Origin of the sequence: Maledivibacter halophilus (assembly GCF_900167445.1) — a bacterium.
In the GTDB taxonomy this organism is placed as follows: Bacteria; Bacillota; Clostridia; order Peptostreptococcales; family Caminicellaceae; genus Maledivibacter; species Maledivibacter halophilus.
Genome location: NZ_FUZT01000029.1, coordinates 1 through 19,506, shown reverse-complemented (window position 1 = coordinate 19,506; position 19,506 = coordinate 1). Strand labels below are relative to the sequence as shown.

Genomic DNA, 19,506 nt, shown 5'->3' with positions numbered 1-19,506 from the left:
TAGAATGATAAAGATGAAGCAATGGAAAACATATAAGGCAATGCATAAAGAAATGAGAAAACAAGGAATCAAAGGCAGTGGGGAGAAGATGGCAGTTACAAAGTGGAAAAATTCAAATGTTCACATCATACACATGCTACTTCCCAACAAACTGTTTGAAGAACTTGGACTCATTGATTTAACAAAATACGAAGTTGGATTGTTGTCGAACTATTATTAGTTTACGAGAAATTTCAGGAGCCGGATACGGCAAACGTAAGTCCGGTTCTGTGAGAGCAAAGAAAATAGGATTAATTATCCTATTTTCTAGCTACTCGATAATTTTGAGTTGTAATATAAAAGAATATCTTAAAATTATAATAAAGACAAACAATTTTAAGGTTTAATAAATTTCAAATAAAAAATGTAGGAAAATTCATCATTCTATTTGAAATTTATTTTAAATGACAATATTATTTATATATAGATAATTTCTAATTTAAAAACAGCCCTAGGGCTGTTTTTTCTTGTGTAAATTATAAAATCGAAGTAAAAAAATAATTTATGTATATAATATATTTTAATAAAAGTTTATAAATAATTGATTTTATATTGACCTAGGCTTTAAAATAAATTATAATTATATTATAATGCGAAGCTTTTTAAATATATTTAACAATCATGAACTTGTGCAGGTTCATGATTGTACATTCTTTTGTAGGGGTTATGGATAATTTTATAATTAAATATTGTTATTCAAATTATAAAAAATGGGAGAGGATATTATGATGAAAAAGGTTTTATCAATATTATTAGTTCTTGTTCTAGCGGTTTCTTTGTTTACTGGATGTGGTCAAAATACTGCTAATGATACAGAAGAACCTAATACAAATAATGAAGAAGAAAAGGATAATATAGGGGCAGAAGAAGAAAAAGAAGAGGTACCACAGGTATTTACTTACAATATGGGGGCTGACCCAGAAACCTTAGACCCAAATAGAGCATCAGAAAACGTTGGATTAACAGTTCTTGGGAACACCTTTGAAGGTTTAGTAAGACTTGATGACAATTCTAAAGCTGAACCAGGGATGGCAGAAAAATGGGATATTAATGAAGATGCTACAGAATTTACATTCTACTTAAGAGATGATGCAAAATGGTCAGATGGTAAGCCAGTAACTGCCCATGATTTTAAATATTCATGGGTAAGAGCATTAAAGCCAGAAACCGCTTCAGATTATGCATACCAATTATACTATATTAAGAATGCAGAAAAATTCTTTAATGGCGAAGCAACTGAAGAAGATCTAGGTATTGAAGTTATTGATGATAAAACTATTAAAGTTAATTTAGAAGGACCTACTGGTTGGATGGAACAAATATTTGCTTTCCAAACACTTTTCCCAGTAAGAAAGGATATTGTTGAAGCTGATCCAGAGGGATGGGCATTAAAGCCTGAAACTTTAATTTCTAATGGACCTTTTAAAATTGTGGAATGGAGTCATAACGAAATGATTAAAATGGTTCCAAATGAACATTATTGGAATAGAGAAGCAGTTAAGCTAGATGAATTTAATATGACATTGATTAATGAAAATTCTACAGCTTTAGCAGCTTATGAATCTGGACAGCTAGATGCTATAGATGATGTACCACGTTCAGAAATCCCAAGACTTCAATCTGAAGAAGAAGGATTTATGATTTTACCTGATATAAGTACTTTCTATTTTACATTTAATAATGAAGTTGAGCCTCTAAATGATGAAAAGGTAAGAAAAGCTTTATCTTATTCCATTGATAGAAGGGCCATTGTTGATACTGTACTTCAAGGCGGAGAAACACCTGCAACTGGTATTGTTCCTTACGGTATTAATTATGGTGGTGAGGACTTTAGAGAAGTTGGTGGAAACTATGGTATTGACCCAGAAGGAGCAAAGGTTGAAGAAGCTAGAAAGCTGCTAGAAGAAGCAGGATATCCAAATGGTGAAGGTTTCCCAACCCTTACAATTAGCTATAATACCGATGAAAATAATAAGAAATTAGCTGAAACTATTCAAGAAATGTGGAATAAAAACTTAAATATCAGTGTAGAGCTTTCAAATCAAGAATGGAAGGTTCATTTAATTAAGCTTGAAAGCTATGATTATGAAATAGGAAGAATAAGTTGGGGAGCAGATTATGTTCATCCTATGACTTTCATCGATTTATTCTTGTCAGATAGTGGTAATAACTATACTGGATGGGGTAGTGAAGAATATGATAATTTAGTAAGATTGGCGAAGAGCGAAACAGATTCTAAGAAAGTTAATGAATACATGCATAAGGCAGAAGATATCCTTATGGAGAGAATGGCAATTATGCCTATTTACTATAGAACTAACCCAGAAGCAATTAAGCCTTATGTAAAGGATTGGGTAATTAATCCTTTAGGGAATCTATTTGCTGATAAAATATATATAGAAAAGTAAAAAAATATAAATTTGAATATATTAAAGAATCATATTATAATAAAATGACGGTTATATAACCGTCATTTTATTAGTATTATGGTAATGTTTTATTTTTATAATTATAAAGAATAAAAGGTAGGGATTATTTTGTTAAAAAGAAATTTAGCATTATTGGTATTAATTCCATTGCTAACAACATTTGCAGGTTGTTCTAAAAGGGAAATCCCATCCACAGTAATTCAACAGGAAGATGCACAAAAAATTTTTAAAGAATTGCCAAATGAAGAGCAGATTTTAACTTATAATCTTGTGGCTGATCCTGATAGTATCGATCCCCACAAAGCAACTTCATTAAGTGCATCGATAGTTATGCAAAATATTTTTGAAGGATTAGTCAGAACTAATGAAAATATGGAACAGGGTCCTGGTTTGGCAAAAAGCTGGTATGCAAGTCAAGATAAAACTCTTTGGACCTTCCATTTAAGAAAAGATGCAAAATGGTCTGATGGCAAGCCTGTTATCGCTGAGGATTTTGTTTATGGATGGAGAAGAGCAGTTAATCCTGAAACTTCATGTAATTTTGCTTATATGCTGGATCCTATAAAAAATGCCACAAAAATTTATCAGGGAAAGCTCCCAGTAGAGGAATTAGGCATTAGGGCGATTAATGATAATACTTTAGAGATTACATTAGAGCAGCCTACTTCATATATACTTGAATTGCTTGCTTTTCCAACATATTTTCCAATTAGAAAAGATGTAGTTGAAAAAAATCCCGATACATGGGAATTTAATCCAAAAACAGTTATTACAAACGGACCCTTTAAGTTAGCAGAGTATAATCAAAATAATCTATTAAGTATTATACCAAATGAAAATTATTGGGATCAAGGCAGGGTAAAACTTGATGAAGTTAGATTTGTATTTATTACTGAACCATCTACTGGTCTTTTGGCCTTTGATTTAGGAGAAATCGATGGAACTAATGAAGTTCCTGCTCAAGAAATTCCAAGACTTCAAGCTGAAAATGAAGATTTTATGATAGCTCCTTATCTTGGAACATATTTTTTTTGCTTTAATGTTACAAGAGAACCCTTTGACGATGTAAGGGTTAGAAAAGCTTTTGCAAAAGCTATAGATAGAAGGGCTATAGTTACAACTGTAACATTAGGGGAACAGATTTCAGCAACTGGATTTGTCCCTCCTGGGATAATTACCGGCGAAGAAGACTTTAGAGAAGCTGGTGGAGACTATGGAATCGATCCTATGGGAGCACAAGTTGAAGAAGCTAAAAAATTATTAGATGAGGCAGGATATCCAAACGGGGAAGGATTTCCTAAAGTTGAAATTAAGTACAATATTGGTGAAAATCATAAAAGAATTGCAGAGGCTATAAAGGAAATGTGGGAGAGAAATTTGAATGTTGATGTAGAATTGAAAAATATGGAATGGAGAGCATTTATATCCGATAGACAGAAGGGTGAATTTGCTGTGGCAAGACATGGTTGGATTGGAGATTATAATCATCCAATGACTTTTTTAAATATGTTTTTGTCTAAAAGTGATAATAATGATTCACAATGGCATAATGAAGAATTTGATAAACTAATTTATGCTGTTAAAAGAGAAAGTGATCCTAAGAAAGCAGCTAAATTAATGCATAAAGCAGAGGATTTAATAATGGAAGATATGATAGTGGTTCCAATCTACTATTATACTAATCCAATGATGATGAAAGATTATGTTAAAGGGTGGATTAGAACACCACTAGGACATATGTTTTTTGATAAAGCTTATATAGAAGGAAGATCTAATAATATATCTAGAGGTTATTAATATCATTTTTTTGTGCATTATTTTCCAATTCCAAATTTGATTCATATTTTGGTCTAAAATAAATACATTCTGGATTGTATACATTTGAAGGAGTAGAAACATGAGTTAATGTACATTTACCATCTTTTTCAAATATACAATTATGAATAGTACAATTTATATTTATCATAATACCACCTCGACGATTAGTATGAACCAATTTAGAAAAATATTTTTTTAGTTGATATATAGTGAATCTAATTCAAAACTTAATTTATGTAATTTCTTCAATTAAGTATAATATGCCCAAATAGAAGAAAACTAATCATGAGGTGGTGCAATGAAATTTTTGGATTTTAAAGAAAATAATAGAGTTTATCATATAATAAGTATTATAGACTTAGAATATGCACTAAAAGATGGAATAAAATATGATGATAAACAAACATATACAACGAAGTATTACGAGTTTCATGATTATATAGACAGGTATAAAGAGGAAAAGATACCAGATTGGGTTGTGAGAAAAAAAGCTATATTTGGAAGTTTGGACTTCAATAAAAACCATAAGTTCCATTCCCATACGGCGTTATTAAGTATAAAAGTTGATGTGGAAAAATGCTGGATTGCCAATGAAAATCTAGTAAATCAAATATATGAACCTTTTATATTACACAAAATTGATGAATATAATAAATCAAAACAATATTTAGAAAATGAGGGGACTAGGTTACTAAAAAAATATTGGAAGACTTCATGCTCATTTAAAGAAAATTTAGATAAGAGGTTGGACAAAGTAAAGGAGTATGATGCAGAGGTGTTAATATTCCACGATATTAAACCGTCGGATATAGATATTTTATATATAATATCTGATCATAGAATGATGACAAATAAAGAATGGAAAAAGCATTTCTGTAAAGAAAATTAAAATGTTAATAATAGTTCTAAGCTCTAAGACTATAAAATCATTTTTCACATTTACCTTTCTCTCAACAGAATGACTAAAGCCTTAGAACTTAGAACTTGCAGCTTAGAACTTCATTATTCCATTGCTAAACTTAACATTGCATCTGATGCATATAAAGCATGTTCGCAGCTAAATTCATTAGAGTATTTGATAATTTTATTACTATTTTCAGGTAATTCAAAGCCTTTTTCAATAACATATACTCCTTTATCCTCTATCATATTTTCAATAACCGATGTAATAGTTTCCGGACTTCTTAACATATTTAGACTTTTATTTAAACTAGGTGGTGAAGCTTGAATACCTGTTTCGTTTATTGAGGAATCAAAAAAGCTGTTTAGTTGATTACTAATATTTTCTTTTACCTTCAAAGAATTAGTAGTACGTGAAAGCTTATTAAGGGATTTAAGTACATAGGAGATACTCTTGGAAGAATACTTTACAGTATGGTTTCTATCTAGTTTAAATAAACCGATATTGTCATCCCAGATTCTATTTAAGTTACTATATATCTTTTCTGAAGTATTTAAAAATAAATCTAAATTCGTATATAGAAAACCATTGGTTAGGGCTTCTATGGATTTAAAGTGTGAGGCTAAGGAAGCTGGTTGATTTATGTATCTGCTTGAGACCATAAAACCTTTTTGTTTTTCTCTTATATAAAGTTCGTCACAAAGGCTCAAAACAAATTTCAGATTTTTCTTTTCCTTATCTATAATATTTAATGCTTCAATTATTGAAGATGTTAAGCTTGAAAAGCTGGATGTGTCTAAGTCTATTATTTCTTCTTCATGGGTTTTCAAAAGATTAAGTATATTAAAAGCATAATCTTTAAAAAGCTTTGCATTTCCTAAATTAGAATATCTTTTAAAATTATTATTTTCAAGGGTTTCATATAATTTTGCATAGGCCCAAAGCATACATACTTGATCTTCCCAGTCAATTTTATTTTTTATTTCTTTCAAATTAATTTTACTAGGGTCTTGTGAAACATTATCTTTAGCAATAAAAAAGCCTTTAGAATTACGAAGATTATTTTGACAAAATAATCCTTGCTCTATAGCAGAATTAAATAAGAGCATACCAATGAATTTTTCTGAGGTAGAAGCTTCTTTGTTTTTTCTGATTACACTTTTGTTATATAAATACTTCGCAAGATTGACTTCATTTAAAATCAATAATCCTTGGTTTTTAGGTTTAAGCTTCATTTTTGATTTTTTATTATTAATTTTTAAATCTATACCAGTATTTTTTTTAATATCATCATGGAAAGAATTGTTTAATTTTGTTCTTGAATATATTGCTTTTACAGGAATTAAATCCTTGATAAAAATGAAATCATCATCTGAAGTAAGCTGTTCATTTATTACTTTCAATGGATCTTCTTGATTCATTGATGAAGAAGTATCCACTTCGGTATCTTTAATAATTTTTTTTCCATTCTTTTTCTGACTCTTATTAATGAAGTCTTCAATGGTTTCCTCTGATAAATCATATTTTATTCCAAAGCCCGAAAGTATAGATAATGTTAAAATATTTGAGAAGGAATAAACCAAAGCTTGTCTATTTATATTTTCTTTTGAGTAATCCAGACTTTCAAGTAGATCTTTTACGTCCATAAAGACACCACCTTATTTTAAAATGCAATTCATATCTTTACTATATATATATATTTAGAAAACTCCCCGATATTCTGAGAAAATGGAATAATTTTAATTAAACCTTAAAGTTGTTTGTCTTTAATATAAAATGGAGCAGGAAGTTCAATTAAGATTAAAAATTTCAAATAATACATACAATTGAAATGAAAAGTGAGATATAATGTAATGAGAGATTTTCTTCTTATTAATTTCTAAAGTTTTATGAGTATACATCTATGAAGTATTTATAGCATCTGTGTTTAAAGAAAGGATGAATAGAGTGAAGGTAGGAAAGCTAGATTCAGAATTGCTGGAAAAAATAGTATTTAGTCATATTAAATTTCGTAGAAAAGAAGTCTTAGTTAGATCAGGAATAGGAGAAGATTGTGCTGTTGTGGACTTTGGAGAATATGCTTTAGTAATGTCTACTGATCCTATAACTGGGGCTGCCAATGAAGTAGGAAAATTGGCAGTACATATAAATTGTAATGATATAGCTTCAAACGGGATACAGCCATTAGGATTAATGATGACTATTTTGGCTCCAGAGAAGACAACTGAGAAGGAAATAGATCAGATTATGGAGCAAGCTGCATCGGAAGCAGCAAAACTAAATGTAGAGATAATTGGTGGACATACAGAAGTAACCAGAGCTGTAAATAGGATAGTGATTTCAGCTACTGCCATTGGAAAACAATTAAAATCTTCGATCGTCAGAAACTCTGAAGTTAAAATTGGAGATAAAATTATTATGACAAAAACTGCTGGTTTAGAAGGTACAGGAATAATAGCTCACGACTTGGAAGAAAAATTAAGTTCGACATTTTCCCGGGAAATAATTGAAAAAGCTCAAAAAATGGTTGAGTATATAAGCGTTGTTAAGGAAGGCGTTATAGGTGGAAAGATAGGTGCTAGCAGTATGCACGATGTAACAGAAGGTGGACTTTTAGGAGCAGTATGGGAAATTTGTAGTGCCTCAAAAGTTGGATGTAATATTTATAGGGACAAGATTGCAATTTCAAAAGAAACAGAAGAAATTTGTAAGTTTTTGAATATTAATCCATTGAAATTGATTTCAAGTGGAACTATGGTAATAACTATAAGTCCAGATAAAGAGGAAAAGCTAATTAAAGAATTAAAGAAAAGTGGAATTGATGCCAGTGTAATAGGGGAAATAACGGTCACAGGAAAATACTTAATTGAAAATAATAGGGAATTTGAAATTGAATCTCCACAGAGTGATGAGCTATACAAGGTTATTTGAAAAGCGGCTTAAAAGCTGCTTTTAGTTTATTAAAATTTAATTACATTTATCTATATTAAGTTGCATAAATCTACATCAAATGATATAAATAGAACTAAGAAGTCATTTATGGAGAGTTCCTAGTAAAACTTAATTTATATACATCAAAACACTCAGGGGTTCTGGGAGGTTTTGGTATGTATAAATTAAAGTCTTTACTGGAATCTCTATAGAAAATCGAAAAACATGAAAGGGGATAATAGAATGAAAAAAACACTATCGTTAATACTAGTAATTATTGTGTTTATGAGTATGACGATAAGTTCCTTTGGAATGAAAAAGTTCGAAAAGGAAAGCTTACAAATTATCGACGGATCTAACAACAAAGAATATGATGTGCCTACGGTAAACTTAATAATGGGAGGAAGAGATATAATATCTGATGTCCCTGGAATGTTGTTTAATAGTAGAACTTTAGTACCGGTAAGATTTATTAGTGAAAATCTTGGAGCGCAGGTTAAGTGGAATCAAGAAAGTAAGGAAGCAATTATAAAAACTGATACTAAAGAGATTATTCTTAAAATAGATAGTCCTAAGGTTTTTGTAAATGGTACCGAGCATACGTTACCCGATAATGTTCCAGCTAAACTAATAGGTTATGATGGAAATTATAGAACTATGGTTCCATTGAGATTTGTATCAGAACAATTGGGAATGGAAGTAGGATGGATAGGGGAAACCATGACAGCCACAATAGATAAACCCCTACAGAAAATTAAAGATATTACATATGATGGCTCTGATAAATTTCCAGAAATTGTTATAAAAACTACTGGTGAAGTTGATACTTCTTCATTTTTCTTAGCAGGTGGTGAAGTTGGTGGAGATGATAGGCTAGTAGTAGATATTCCTAATACCATTTTAGATATATCGGATCAATCTATATTAGAAGAAAATGGACTAGTTAATATAGATGTATATTCTAGAGAAGTTAAAACCATAACGGCAGAACAATCTGGAGAAAAACCACTTAAAACAAGAGTAACAGTTGATGTGGATAGAAAAAAAGGACATGATATTTTCTATGATAAGCAGAAAAATGAACTCAGAATAAAGCTTATAAACTCTGTTAAAAATGTAAAAGTCGATGAAATTTATAATGTGGATACTGTATTAATCCAAACTGAAGAAGCTCCTGCATATAATGTTATGTTTTTAAAGGACAAGGTAGTAGTAGATGTTCTCGATAGTTTACTTAAAGATGATGAGGACTATATAACTGTTGACAAAGGAGTAATAGAAAATGTTAGATTTTCACAGTTTACTCCAGATCAGAATTATGAGCCGGATGATAAGATAACTAGAGTAGTAGTAGATTTAAAAGATGATACAAGCATGGATAATGTATATATACAACATGCCGAGAATCAAATATATGTTTTTGTTGCTGGAAAACCTCTAGATAGAATAGATTATTACAAGGATGATATTAATCTGGCGAAGCTTGAAATTACTGCTAATACAGAGGGTAAATATTTAAAAGAGTATAATAGAAGCAAAAACGAAGTTCAGCTGAAACTTCCTAAGGACAATATTATGCTGGATGGATTAAAGATGGATATAGATGATAGTATTGTTAAATATATAGATATTGACGACAAAAGTAGTGATAAATACTATAATATAAGTATAAAGCTTTCTGAAGGAACAAGTTTTAAAGATGATTCTGGTAGTGGTATAACTGACAAAATAATGTTCAGCTTTATTAATAATAAAGTAAAGGAATCTAGATATAAGGATAAACTTATTGTTATTGATCCCGGTCATGGTGGTTATGATTCTGGAGCAACAGGGCGAATACTTAATGTTAAGGAGAAGGATGTTAATTTGGAGGTTTCATTAAAGCTTAAAAAGCTTCTTGAAAACGAAGGCTTTAAAGTTTATATGACCCGTGATGATGATAACTATATTGGTTTGTATGACAGACCTGCTATTGCAAATGAGCTTGGAGCAGACGCCTTTGTAAGTGTCCATGCAAATTCTGCAGGAAATAGTAGCGCTCAAGGTGTTGAAGTTCTATACTATCCAAATGATGGTAGGGGCAACAAGACATTTGCCAATATAATGCAAAATGCCCTTGTTCAAGGATTAAATGCCCGTGATAGAGGGATAATTCAAAGACCTAAGTTAGTTGTAATTAGAGAGACAAAGATGCCAGCTGTTTTATTGGAATTAGGTTTCTTATCAAACCAAAGAGAAGAACAACTTCTTTCACAAGAAGACTATAGGCAGAAGTGTGCAGAGGCTGCTTTAAAGGGTATAATTAAATACTTTGACACTGTGTTAATGAAATAGACTGGTTTCATACCAGTCTTTTTTCTTGAAAATTTATATCTATTTATATACAATTAATGGGTAAGTATTTATAATGAGAAAATAATTTAAACATTTAAATTTAGAAAAGGAGGTATAACAAATGTTACTTGGCTATCTTTTTATTTTTATTGCTAGAGTGGCTGATGTGTCATTATTTACTATTAGGATGCTTTTTATAGTGAGAGGGAAAAGAGTTCAGGCAGCATTATTGGGCTTTGTTGAAGTTATTATATATATAACAGCATTGGGAAAGGTAGTAAGTGGATTGTCTGATTATAGAAATCTACTGGTTTATGCTTTAGGATATGCCTGTGGAAATATTGTAGGAAGCTTTTTAGAAGAAAAGTTAGCTATTGGAAAAATTACGGCTCAAATAGTTTGTTCTCATTGTGATGGAAAAATTTTGGCAGAAAACCTCAGGGATGAAGGGTTCGGAGTAACTGTTGTAGAAGGTGAAGGTAGAGACGGGAAAAGATATATATTGAATGTTATGATGAATAGAAAAAACATAAAGAAATTGTATAATATATTAGATCAATTAGAAAAAAGACCTGTTGTAACTGTTTTTGATATAAAAAGTATAAAAGGTGGATATTTTGCTAAGATGAAAAGAAGATAGTTTACTATTTCAAAAAAGTAAAATAAAACAGACATAGTATCCCCCCACTCCTAATATAATTTAATATACAGCCTTGAATCAAATATAACCAACTCTAAAGCATTATAAGTTTTGATGTTGGGTAATCAATAGGGGGGATTTTTAGCATGAGGCGCAAGAAAGTTATAGCACTAATATTGTCGGCTTGCTTGGTATTAAGCTTGGTTGTATGGAAAGGTACTAGCATGCTCAAGACATTTTTAAATGGTGAAAAACAACAAGTGCCAACACTTATTGAAAGTCCAGAGGATGATCAGAGTTTAAGGAACACAGTTTTGTATTATAAAGATGATAAAGGTTATCTTGTTCCAGTTATGAGAAAGATACCATGGCCTGAAGGAAGAGGAATTGCTAAAGCATCTATGAGAGCACTAGTGGATAACACCGCCAACAGAAGTGACATGGAAACTCTCGGATTAGCACCTATACTACCAGCTAATACTGAAATTATAGGAATGAGTATAAATAACGGACTGTGCAAAGTGAATTTAACAGAAGAATTCCAAAACTATGGAAGCAAAGAGGAAGAAATGGCAATAGTAAAGTCTGTAGTATATACTTTAACTGAATTTCCAACTGTTGAAGAGGTTCAAATTATGATTGAAGGCGAAAGTCCTAATGCGCTTACATATGGACTAGATGTTTCCAGGCCCCTTGCAAGGAAGGATATAAACTACAGCGGTAGTGGTGAAGATAAGAGTAAAGTAATAGTATACTATCAGGGAACCGTTAATGGTATGGAGAACTATTTTGTACCAGTTACAAAGGATGTTGAAATAGCGGAAAATGAATCAGTAACGGTTATAAGAACACTTGAAACTTTAATTGAAGGACCATCTGATGAATCAGGCTTGTTTAGTGTAATACCTAGCAGCCTGCAAATTAGAAATGTTGATGTTCTTGATGGTGTGGCTTATATTGACTTTAGCGAAGAAATAAAAGAAATAGAAGATGAAAGCATTGCTCAAGACATGATTAAGTCCATTGCATTAACTCTTAAGGAATACTATAAAAACGATGTTCTAGTAGAGAAAGTAAGTATTATGGCCAATGGGAAGGAAATTGATTTCGGGGAGGGAACTAAAGAAGAACCAATAGCAGTACCTACATTTGCAAATGAATATTAAAATTAAAAATCCAGGGAAACCTGGATTTTTAATTTGGATAATATATTATATATTATTATTGGAAATAATATAAATTAGCTTATTGTGGTAGTTCTTATACTGAGTGAGGGCTTTTAATATTTTTTTTTCGTTAATGTAATAAACAAATCCCCTAAATTACAGTTAAAATTAAATATTTAATTTACTAAAACCCCAAGTTAAATTAAGTTTTACTATGCAAATTATATGGATTTAAATAAAAATTTATACATTAAAAAATCGTAGAAGTATCAATATTTTTAGTATATATAAATTTAATTTTGAGATTGTTTCATTATATATGGTAAAATATATTAATGTATGGTTTAAAAAATACATAGGTTTTAATTGAAAGAATATGAAGGGAGATAAATATGAATAGATTTGATGGAAGAAAAACTGATGATATAAGACCTATAAAAATAACGAAGGATTATTTAATCCATCCAGAGGGTTCCGTTTTGATAGAAATGGGTAATACTAAGGTAATATGTACAGTTACTATAGATGAGAAAGTTCCTCCATTTCTAAAAGGAAGTGGACAGGGATGGATAACAGCTGAGTATTCTATGCTACCGGGCTCAACTAAAGGGAGGAAATTTAGAGAAGCAACAAAGGGTAAGCTAGAGGGAAGAACCCATGAAATTAAAAGACTTATAGGAAGGGCACTGCGTTCTGTAGTTGATTTAAATAAAATAGGTGAAATAACTTTATGGATTGATTGTGATGTAATACAAGCTGATGGAGGAACTAGGACAGCTTCTATTACTGGTGCATATGTTGCATTGGTAGATGCTCTAAATAAGCTAGTAGAAAAAGGGACATTAAAATCAATTCCCATTAAAAATTATGTATCAGCTATAAGTGTTGGGATTGTTAAAGATGTACCTATACTAGATTTATGTTATAAAGAAGATTCAAATGCTAAGGTTGATATGAATGTTGTCATGACGGATAAGGGTGAATTTATTGAAATACAGGGAACAGGAGAGGAATCACCTTTCAATAATGAGGAGTTAATGAGTCTTTTAGCTTTGGCCAAAAAAGGTATTAATGAGCTTATAGAAATTCAAAAAAGTGTATTAAAGATTGAGTTGTAAATCACAAGATTTAATAGTTATGTTATTTAAAGGGTGGTGAACTAAAGATGAAAATGATTTTAGCATCAAAAAATAAGCATAAATTAGAGGAGATAAGTGACATACTTAAGAATTTTAATATTGAATTAATATCTATGACAGCTGCAGGCTTAGGAGGTATTGAAATAATAGAAGATGGAGAAACCTTTGAAGAAAATTCCATGAAAAAAGCTGTTACGGTTATGAGGAAAACTAATATAGCCACTATAGCAGATGATTCGGGCCTTGAGGTTGACTATCTAGATGGAAGACCTGGTGTTTATTCAGCAAGGTTTGCAGGAGAAGATGTAACAGATAATGAGAATAATAGGAAATTATTAAAAATGTTAGAGGATGTTCCCGCTGAAAAAAGGGGAGCAAGATTTGTATCTGTTATATCGGTGGTATTTCCTGATGGTAGAAGCTTTAGTGTAAGAGGAGAATGTGAAGGTAAAATTGGGTTAAAAGAAAAAGGAATAAAAGGCTTTGGATACGATCCATTGTTCATAGCTTGTGAGTATAATAAAACCTTTGCTGAACTTGGAAGTGAAATTAAAAATAAAATTAGTCACAGGGCAAAGGCTCTTGTAAAATTTAAAAAGGAGATTAAAAAATATATTAGGTGAAAAATTATGAGAATAGGAATATTAAGTGATACACATGGAGATCTTTTGAGTGCTCAAAGAGCTTTGAAGGCTATGGGGAATATAGATTTACTGCTTCATGCCGGTGATACATATAGAGATGCTAAACTACTAGAAGAAATGATAGATATTGATGTAATTGCTGTAAAGGGAAATATTGATTTTCACTGTGAAGCCCCATCAGAAACTATAATAACAATTGAAGGTAAGAAAATATTTTTAACCCATGGGCATAATTACAATGTTAAATTTAATCTTAATAGACTATATTATAAGGCATTAGAAATCAATTCAAACATTGTTATTTTCGGCCATAGCCATATGTCTATGCATAAAAAGGAGAATGGTATAGATTTTATTAATCCAGGAAGTATATCAAGACCAAGGGGTGGAACAAAGCAGTCATATGCTATAATGAATGTGTGTAGAGAAAATGTAGACATACAACTATTCAACTTATAAAATATATCTATGTATAAAATTGTATTAAATAGCAAATAATTATTTAAGAAAAAAACAAAAAAATGTTGACGAAAAGTCATAAATGGTATATAATAGTTTTCGTCAGCAAAGCGGGGTGTAGCGCAGTTTGGTAGCGCATCTGGTTTGGGACCAGAGGGTCGCGGGTTCAAATCCTGCCACCCCGACCAAAATAGAAGTTTTAATTTTTTGTATCTAACTTGCGGGTGTAGCTCAGTGGTAGAGCCCCGGCCTTCCAAGCCGGTTGCGAGGGTTCGATCCCCTTCACCCGCTCCAATGTGCCCATAGCTCAGCTGGATAGAGCAACGGCCTTCTAAGCCGTGAGTCCGGGGTTCGAATCCCTGTGGGCACGCCATTTAAAATATTTACAAATTAATTTACAAGTTAAATGACCCATTAGCTCAGTCGGCAGAGCACCTGACTTTTAATCAGGGTGTCCCGCGTTCGAGTCGCGGATGGGTCACCAATTTGGAAGTGAACGGAGGGGTGTCCGAGTGGTTTAAGGAGCTGGTCTTGAAAACCAGTGACTCCGCAAGGGGCCGTGGGTTCGAATCCCACCCCCTCCGCCAAATATAAGGGCCTTTAGCTCAGTTGGTCAGAGCGTCCGGCTCATAACCGGCAGGTCCGGGGTTCGAGTCCCTGAAGGCCCACCAAGTCAACAAAACTTTGTAGCGAACCTTTAGGTTCGAGGGAAGTTTTGTGGTTTTTACCGATAGGTAAAAAGACTACCTTGTTAACAAAACTTTATAATGTTTATTCGGGGTGTAGCGCAGTTTGGTAGCGCATCTGGTTTGGGACCAGAGGGTCGCGGGTTCAAATCCTGCCACCCCGACCATTTTAAAAGTAAAAGGTTAGAAAAAGCTTTTTCGTTAGCTTCCATAACTTATATGCCCAGATAGCTCAGTCGGTAGAGCAGGGGACTGAAAATCCCCGTGTCGGTGGTTCGATTCCGCCTCTGGGCACCAAAATTGAAAAGAAAGAAGATCAGAAAGTTTTCTGATCTTCTTTCTTTATCTGTTAATTTGCTTTTTAATAAGATTTCTGTTTTAATAAGTGGTTTTACTATGTTTACATAGAACAACAATGATTGACAAAAAAAGACATTATGGTAGAATGTTAATGACAATATAATTGAATAGATTATGAGGTGCCTATGAAATAGGTTAAAAGGGAAAACGGTGTAAATCCGTTACAGCCCCCGCTACTGTAAGTAGTTATGAAATCTTTAACAGCCACTGAGCAATGTTTGGGAAGGCAAAGAGAGTAAGCTATACTACAAGTCAGGAAACCTGCCTTATATGATGTAATAAAAACTTCGGTGGGAAGTCTATTATTAGGGTAAATAGTATATTTGCTTAATAGTTTTAAGTTTTTTCCTACCATTTGGTAGGATTTTTTATTGGACTTTTTAATAAAAAATTAAGGAGGATAAAGTGAAAAAAATTATGCTTTTGAAATAACTAACAGGATCTAATTTGTGTTGATAATAATATATAGTACTATATATTATCTTTTTACAAAAATGATATTCGAGGTGATTGTTATGAGAAGATTTTTTAGTATTTTAATTGTTATTTGTATAGCTTTTTACATGTCTGCATGTAGTAGTGATGAGGTATTAAAGGAAAAGAAAGTGGTATCAGAAAAAAACACAGAAACTTCAGCAGAGTGTGCTAAAGGTGAAGCTGACAGCCATTACCCATTAACTATTGCAACCTACAGTTTCCAAAAAGAGAATATTGATGTAACTTTTAAGGAAAAGCCCAAAAAAGTAGTTGCAGTATACCAAAACTGTATAGAAACCCTACTAGCCCTTGGTGTAGAAGATACTATTGTAGGTGCAGCGGGTCTTGACCACGATGTAAAGGATGAGTATAAAGATGCTTTTGCTACAATCAACTACTATGAAAATGGTATGACAAAAGAAGAAGTAATGGCACTTGAACCTGATTTGATTGTAAGTTGGAAATCATACTTTGGTGAAAAGAAATTAGGAGAAGTGGACTTTTGGCATGATAGAGGTATTAATACATATATAATGAATAATAGTGGTGTTAGAGGAGATAGAAAGTTAGAGCATGAGTATACTGACATTCTTAACTTAGGAAAAGTTTTCAATAAAGAAGAAAAAGCGCAACAGATTGTTGATGAAATAAAAGCAGAAGTTGCAAAGGGTAAGGCGTTTGCAAAAGGTAAAGATCCTGTAAAAGCATTAGTTCTTCAATGTAGAAAAGATGGTACTTTTAGAAATTATGGTAAAGATAGTGTGGGTGGAGATTTAATTACTAAATTAGGTGCTGATCTTGTGGTAAAAGAAAGTGGGAATATAACAGCTGAAAAAATTGCATTACTTAATCCAGATGTAATATTCACCGTTTATTACTCTTATTATGAAACATCAGTAGAACGTGACGATGCAATTAGTAATCTTAAAGATCATAAGGGTTTAAGGAGTGTTAATGCAATAATAAATGATAAAGTTCTTCCAATTAGATTAGGAGAGGTGTATTGTAGTGGTGTTAGAACTATGGATGGTGTTAAGACTATGCTAAAGGGACTGTATCCAGATGAATATTAAAGAGAAGGGTTTTATAAAAAGCTCCAAAAATATTTGGGGCCTTTCCTTTATATTAGTAGGAATATTGTTTTTATCAGTGCTTTTGTCAGTAACAATTGGTTCTGCTGATATATCTATGGAACAAGTATATAAAGTAATTATATTTGAGATTTTTGGTTTAGGACATGCTGAAGTTTTATCAAAAGGTGCTATGCATGATATAGTATGGTATATCAGACTTCCTAGGATAGTGCTTGCTATGCTTATAGGTGTATCCTTAACTACATCCGGTGTAGTTATGCAAGCTATTGTGAAAAATCCACTTGCTGATCCATATATATTAGGTTTATCATCAGGAGCTTCTCTTGGTGCTACTGTTGCTATACTACTAGGAACAGGTACAAAACTAGGTGGGAATTATGTTGGCATTTGTGCTTTTATAGGAGCTTTTATTACATCTATTATGGTTATGATTTTGGCCAATGCTGGAGGTAGAGCTAATTCCATTAGATTATTACTATCAGGTATGGCTCTTAGTGCTATGTGTTCTGCTTTTTCTAGTTTTATAATATATTTTGCTGATAATGCAGAGGGAATAAGAGATATTACATTTTGGCTAATGGGAAGTGTGGCTGGTGCTAAATGGGAACATATAATGTTGATATCTCCTGTAATTATATTAGGCCTGATATTTTTTGTAACACAATTTAGAACGCTCAACCTTATGCTTTTAGGTGATGAGGTTGCTATTACTCTGGGAAAAGATTTAAATATATATAGAACTATATATATTGTTGTAGTTTCTATTCTTGTTGGATTTAGTGTTTATTGTTCTGGTATGATTGGGTTTGTTGGACTTATAATCCCTCATATAGTTAGAATGTTTACAGGAACGGATCATAGAAAAGTAGTTATTATATCTTCACTAGTAGGTGGGATTTTTCTTATATGGTCGGATGTGTTTTCAAGAATAATTATAAAGGGAAGTGAGCTACCAATAGGAGTAATTACATCTCTTGTAGGTGCACCATTTTTTATTTATTTGCTGGCTAGACGTAACTATGGATTTGGAGGATAGTATGATAAAATTAGAGAATTTATCTTTAAGTATAGATAGAATCAATATATTGAATGGTATAGATTTAAAAATTGATAAAGGTGATCTTATAGGAATTATTGGACCTAATGGTAGTGGAAAAAGTTCACTATTAAGATGTATCTATAGAGTCATGAAAAAGAGTGGTGGTAAAATATATTTTGAAGATAAAGATATTGATAATTTATCCATAAAGGATACATCAAAAAAACTAGCTGTAGTGTCTCAACATAATGAGTATAATTTTGATTTTACAGTATTTGATATGGTTATGATGGGGCGTTCACCTTATAAAAAATTTCTAGACAAAGATACTAGTTATGACATAGATATTGCTCTTAATTCTCTTGAAACTGTTGGAATGATTGATTTTAAAGATAGAAATTATAGTAGTCTGTCAGGTGGTGAGAAGCAAGGGGTAATCTTAGCAAGAGCTCTATGTCAGAAAGCGGAATATCTTGTACTTGATGAGCCTACTAATCACTTAGATATTAAACATCAACTTGAATTTATGGAAGTAGTTAAAAACCTTAATATTACAGTTATTGCTGCCATACATGATTTAAATATAGCACTTAAGTATTGTAATAAAATATGTGCTATAAAAGAAGGTAAAGTAGTTGCATATGGGACTAAAGAGGAAGTTATAACGCCTAAGATTATATCAAAACTTTTTGGAGTGAATTCTAAAATTATTGCCGATGATGAAACAGGTATAAAAAGTGTTGCATTTACTTTGAATCATATATAAGCTGACAATTTCACTTATGGCATTATCAATAGCACCATGAAGTTTATGTTTTTGGTTACCATTAAAGAATTTCATAAGGCATTGTATTAACCTAAATTAATTAACTAGAATACTTTTTACACTTATGCCTGTGATATGATGACTCTTTTTTTATATTTAGAGTTTTAACAAAAGTTAGATTTTCATAAATTAATAGCAAAAAATGTTGAAAAAGTGTTGACATCTATGTAGAGATTTGATATAATTAACTTCGTTGCTGAAATGGCAACAAAATATTAAAAGATAGCTTTGGACATTGAAAACTGAACAGTGTAAGGATAAAAAACATGTTGAACGATTGATGTAAAAGTCAACGTTTAGCCTGACCATAAAAGGTCAAACCCGAAAATTTTATTTAAGAGTTTGATCCTGGCTCAGGATGAACGCTGGCGGCGTGCTTAACACATGCAAGTCGAGCGAGAAGGCTTTAACTAATCCTTCGGGAGAAGATAGAGCTGGAAAGCGGCGGACGGGTGAGTAACGCGTGGGTAACCTGCCTTGTACAGAGGGATAGCCGCCGGAAACGGTGATTAATACCTCATAAG

14 protein-coding genes, 8 tRNA genes, 1 rRNA gene, 1 pseudogene and 1 riboswitch are annotated in these 19,506 nt (G+C 31.9%); of the genes and pseudogenes, 23 read left to right on the top strand and 1 reads right to left on the bottom strand.

Annotation, left to right across the window (positions count from 1 at the left end):
- The 4 genes and pseudogenes from B5X81_RS26645 to B5X81_RS26625 all read left to right on the top strand — a co-directional run.
- Nucleotides 1-220 (top strand): annotated as a pseudogene (locus B5X81_RS26645) (group II intron reverse transcriptase/maturase); the annotation flags it as partial.
- Between the two features lie 544 nt (nucleotides 221-764).
- Nucleotides 765-2,447 (top strand): peptide ABC transporter substrate-binding protein, encoded by a 1,683-nt coding sequence (locus B5X81_RS26640; protein ID WP_079496050.1) that lies wholly within the window; start codon nucleotides 765-767, stop codon nucleotides 2,445-2,447.
- A 129-nt stretch (nucleotides 2,448-2,576) separates the two neighbouring features.
- Nucleotides 2,577-4,265 carry a peptide ABC transporter substrate-binding protein gene (locus tag B5X81_RS26635; RefSeq protein WP_079496049.1) on the top strand — a complete coding sequence of 563 codons (1,689 nt, stop codon included), beginning with the start codon at nucleotides 2,577-2,579 and terminating at the stop codon, nucleotides 4,263-4,265.
- A 319-nt stretch (nucleotides 4,266-4,584) separates the two neighbouring features.
- Nucleotides 4,585-5,175, top strand: coding sequence for a hypothetical protein (locus B5X81_RS26625; RefSeq protein ID WP_079496047.1), 591 nt, complete (start codon nucleotides 4,585-4,587; stop codon nucleotides 5,173-5,175).
- Between the two features lie 113 nt (nucleotides 5,176-5,288).
- Here the strand turns inward: B5X81_RS26625 and B5X81_RS26620 are convergent, their stop codons facing one another.
- On the bottom strand, nucleotides 5,289-6,833 hold the full coding sequence (locus B5X81_RS26620; protein WP_079496046.1) for a hypothetical protein: 1,545 nt from the start codon (nucleotides 6,831-6,833) through the stop codon (nucleotides 5,289-5,291).
- 292 nt (nucleotides 6,834-7,125) lie between these two features.
- Between B5X81_RS26620 and B5X81_RS26615 the strand changes: the two genes are divergently transcribed.
- The 19 genes from B5X81_RS26615 to B5X81_RS26525 all read left to right on the top strand — a co-directional run.
- Entirely contained in the window at nucleotides 7,126-8,118 is a 993-nt protein-coding gene (locus B5X81_RS26615; protein ID WP_330397459.1) for an AIR synthase family protein, read from the top strand.
- Between the two features lie 243 nt (nucleotides 8,119-8,361).
- Nucleotides 8,362-10,452, top strand: a complete 2,091-nt coding sequence (locus tag B5X81_RS26610; RefSeq protein ID WP_170917627.1) for an N-acetylmuramoyl-L-alanine amidase — start codon at nucleotides 8,362-8,364, stop codon at nucleotides 10,450-10,452.
- Between the two features lie 121 nt (nucleotides 10,453-10,573).
- Nucleotides 10,574-11,092 (top strand): DUF2179 domain-containing protein, encoded by a 519-nt coding sequence (locus B5X81_RS26605; protein WP_079496043.1) that lies wholly within the window; start codon nucleotides 10,574-10,576, stop codon nucleotides 11,090-11,092.
- 146 nt (nucleotides 11,093-11,238) lie between these two features.
- Entirely contained in the window at nucleotides 11,239-12,258 is a 1,020-nt protein-coding gene (locus tag B5X81_RS26600) for a GerMN domain-containing protein (RefSeq protein ID WP_079496042.1), read from the top strand.
- A 392-nt stretch (nucleotides 12,259-12,650) separates the two neighbouring features.
- Nucleotides 12,651-13,376 (top strand): ribonuclease PH, encoded by a 726-nt coding sequence (gene rph, locus B5X81_RS26595; RefSeq protein WP_079496041.1) that lies wholly within the window; start codon nucleotides 12,651-12,653, stop codon nucleotides 13,374-13,376.
- A 47-nt stretch (nucleotides 13,377-13,423) separates the two neighbouring features.
- Nucleotides 13,424-14,020 (top strand): XTP/dITP diphosphatase, encoded by a 597-nt coding sequence (locus B5X81_RS26590; protein ID WP_079496040.1) that lies wholly within the window; start codon nucleotides 13,424-13,426, stop codon nucleotides 14,018-14,020.
- Nucleotides 14,021-14,026: 6 nt separating this feature from the next.
- Nucleotides 14,027-14,500 (top strand): metallophosphoesterase family protein, encoded by a 474-nt coding sequence (locus tag B5X81_RS26585; RefSeq protein WP_079496039.1) that lies wholly within the window; start codon nucleotides 14,027-14,029, stop codon nucleotides 14,498-14,500.
- A gap of 111 nt (nucleotides 14,501-14,611) precedes the next feature.
- Nucleotides 14,612-14,688, top strand: a tRNA-Pro gene (locus B5X81_RS26580).
- A gap of 32 nt (nucleotides 14,689-14,720) precedes the next feature.
- Nucleotides 14,721-14,794, top strand: a tRNA-Gly gene (locus B5X81_RS26575).
- A 2-nt stretch (nucleotides 14,795-14,796) separates the two neighbouring features.
- Nucleotides 14,797-14,873 (top strand) — tRNA-Arg (locus B5X81_RS26570).
- 35 nt (nucleotides 14,874-14,908) lie between these two features.
- Nucleotides 14,909-14,984, top strand: a tRNA-Lys gene (locus B5X81_RS26565).
- Nucleotides 14,985-14,998: 14 nt separating this feature from the next.
- Nucleotides 14,999-15,087, top strand: a tRNA-Ser gene (locus B5X81_RS26560).
- 7 nt (nucleotides 15,088-15,094) lie between these two features.
- A tRNA-Ile gene (locus B5X81_RS26555) sits at nucleotides 15,095-15,171 on the top strand.
- Between the two features lie 105 nt (nucleotides 15,172-15,276).
- Nucleotides 15,277-15,353 (top strand) — tRNA-Pro (locus tag B5X81_RS26550).
- A 54-nt stretch (nucleotides 15,354-15,407) separates the two neighbouring features.
- Nucleotides 15,408-15,483 (top strand) — tRNA-Phe (locus B5X81_RS26545).
- A 163-nt stretch (nucleotides 15,484-15,646) separates the two neighbouring features.
- Nucleotides 15,647-15,829: riboswitch (cobalamin riboswitch) on the top strand.
- A gap of 232 nt (nucleotides 15,830-16,061) precedes the next feature.
- Complete coding sequence (locus tag B5X81_RS26540) at nucleotides 16,062-17,096, top strand: ABC transporter substrate-binding protein (RefSeq protein WP_170917626.1); 1,035 nt, start codon at nucleotides 16,062-16,064, stop codon at nucleotides 17,094-17,096.
- Nucleotides 17,086-18,153 (top strand): FecCD family ABC transporter permease, encoded by a 1,068-nt coding sequence (locus tag B5X81_RS26535; protein ID WP_079496037.1) that lies wholly within the window; start codon nucleotides 17,086-17,088, stop codon nucleotides 18,151-18,153. The genes B5X81_RS26540 and B5X81_RS26535 overlap by 11 nt, the downstream gene beginning before the upstream one ends.
- Nucleotide 18,154: 1 nt before the next feature.
- A complete protein-coding gene (locus B5X81_RS26530) occupies nucleotides 18,155-18,922 on the top strand; it encodes an ABC transporter ATP-binding protein (protein ID WP_079496036.1) in 768 nt (255 codons plus the stop codon).
- Between the two features lie 390 nt (nucleotides 18,923-19,312).
- Nucleotides 19,313-19,506: ribosomal RNA gene (locus B5X81_RS26525) — 16S ribosomal RNA — on the top strand; the annotation flags it as partial.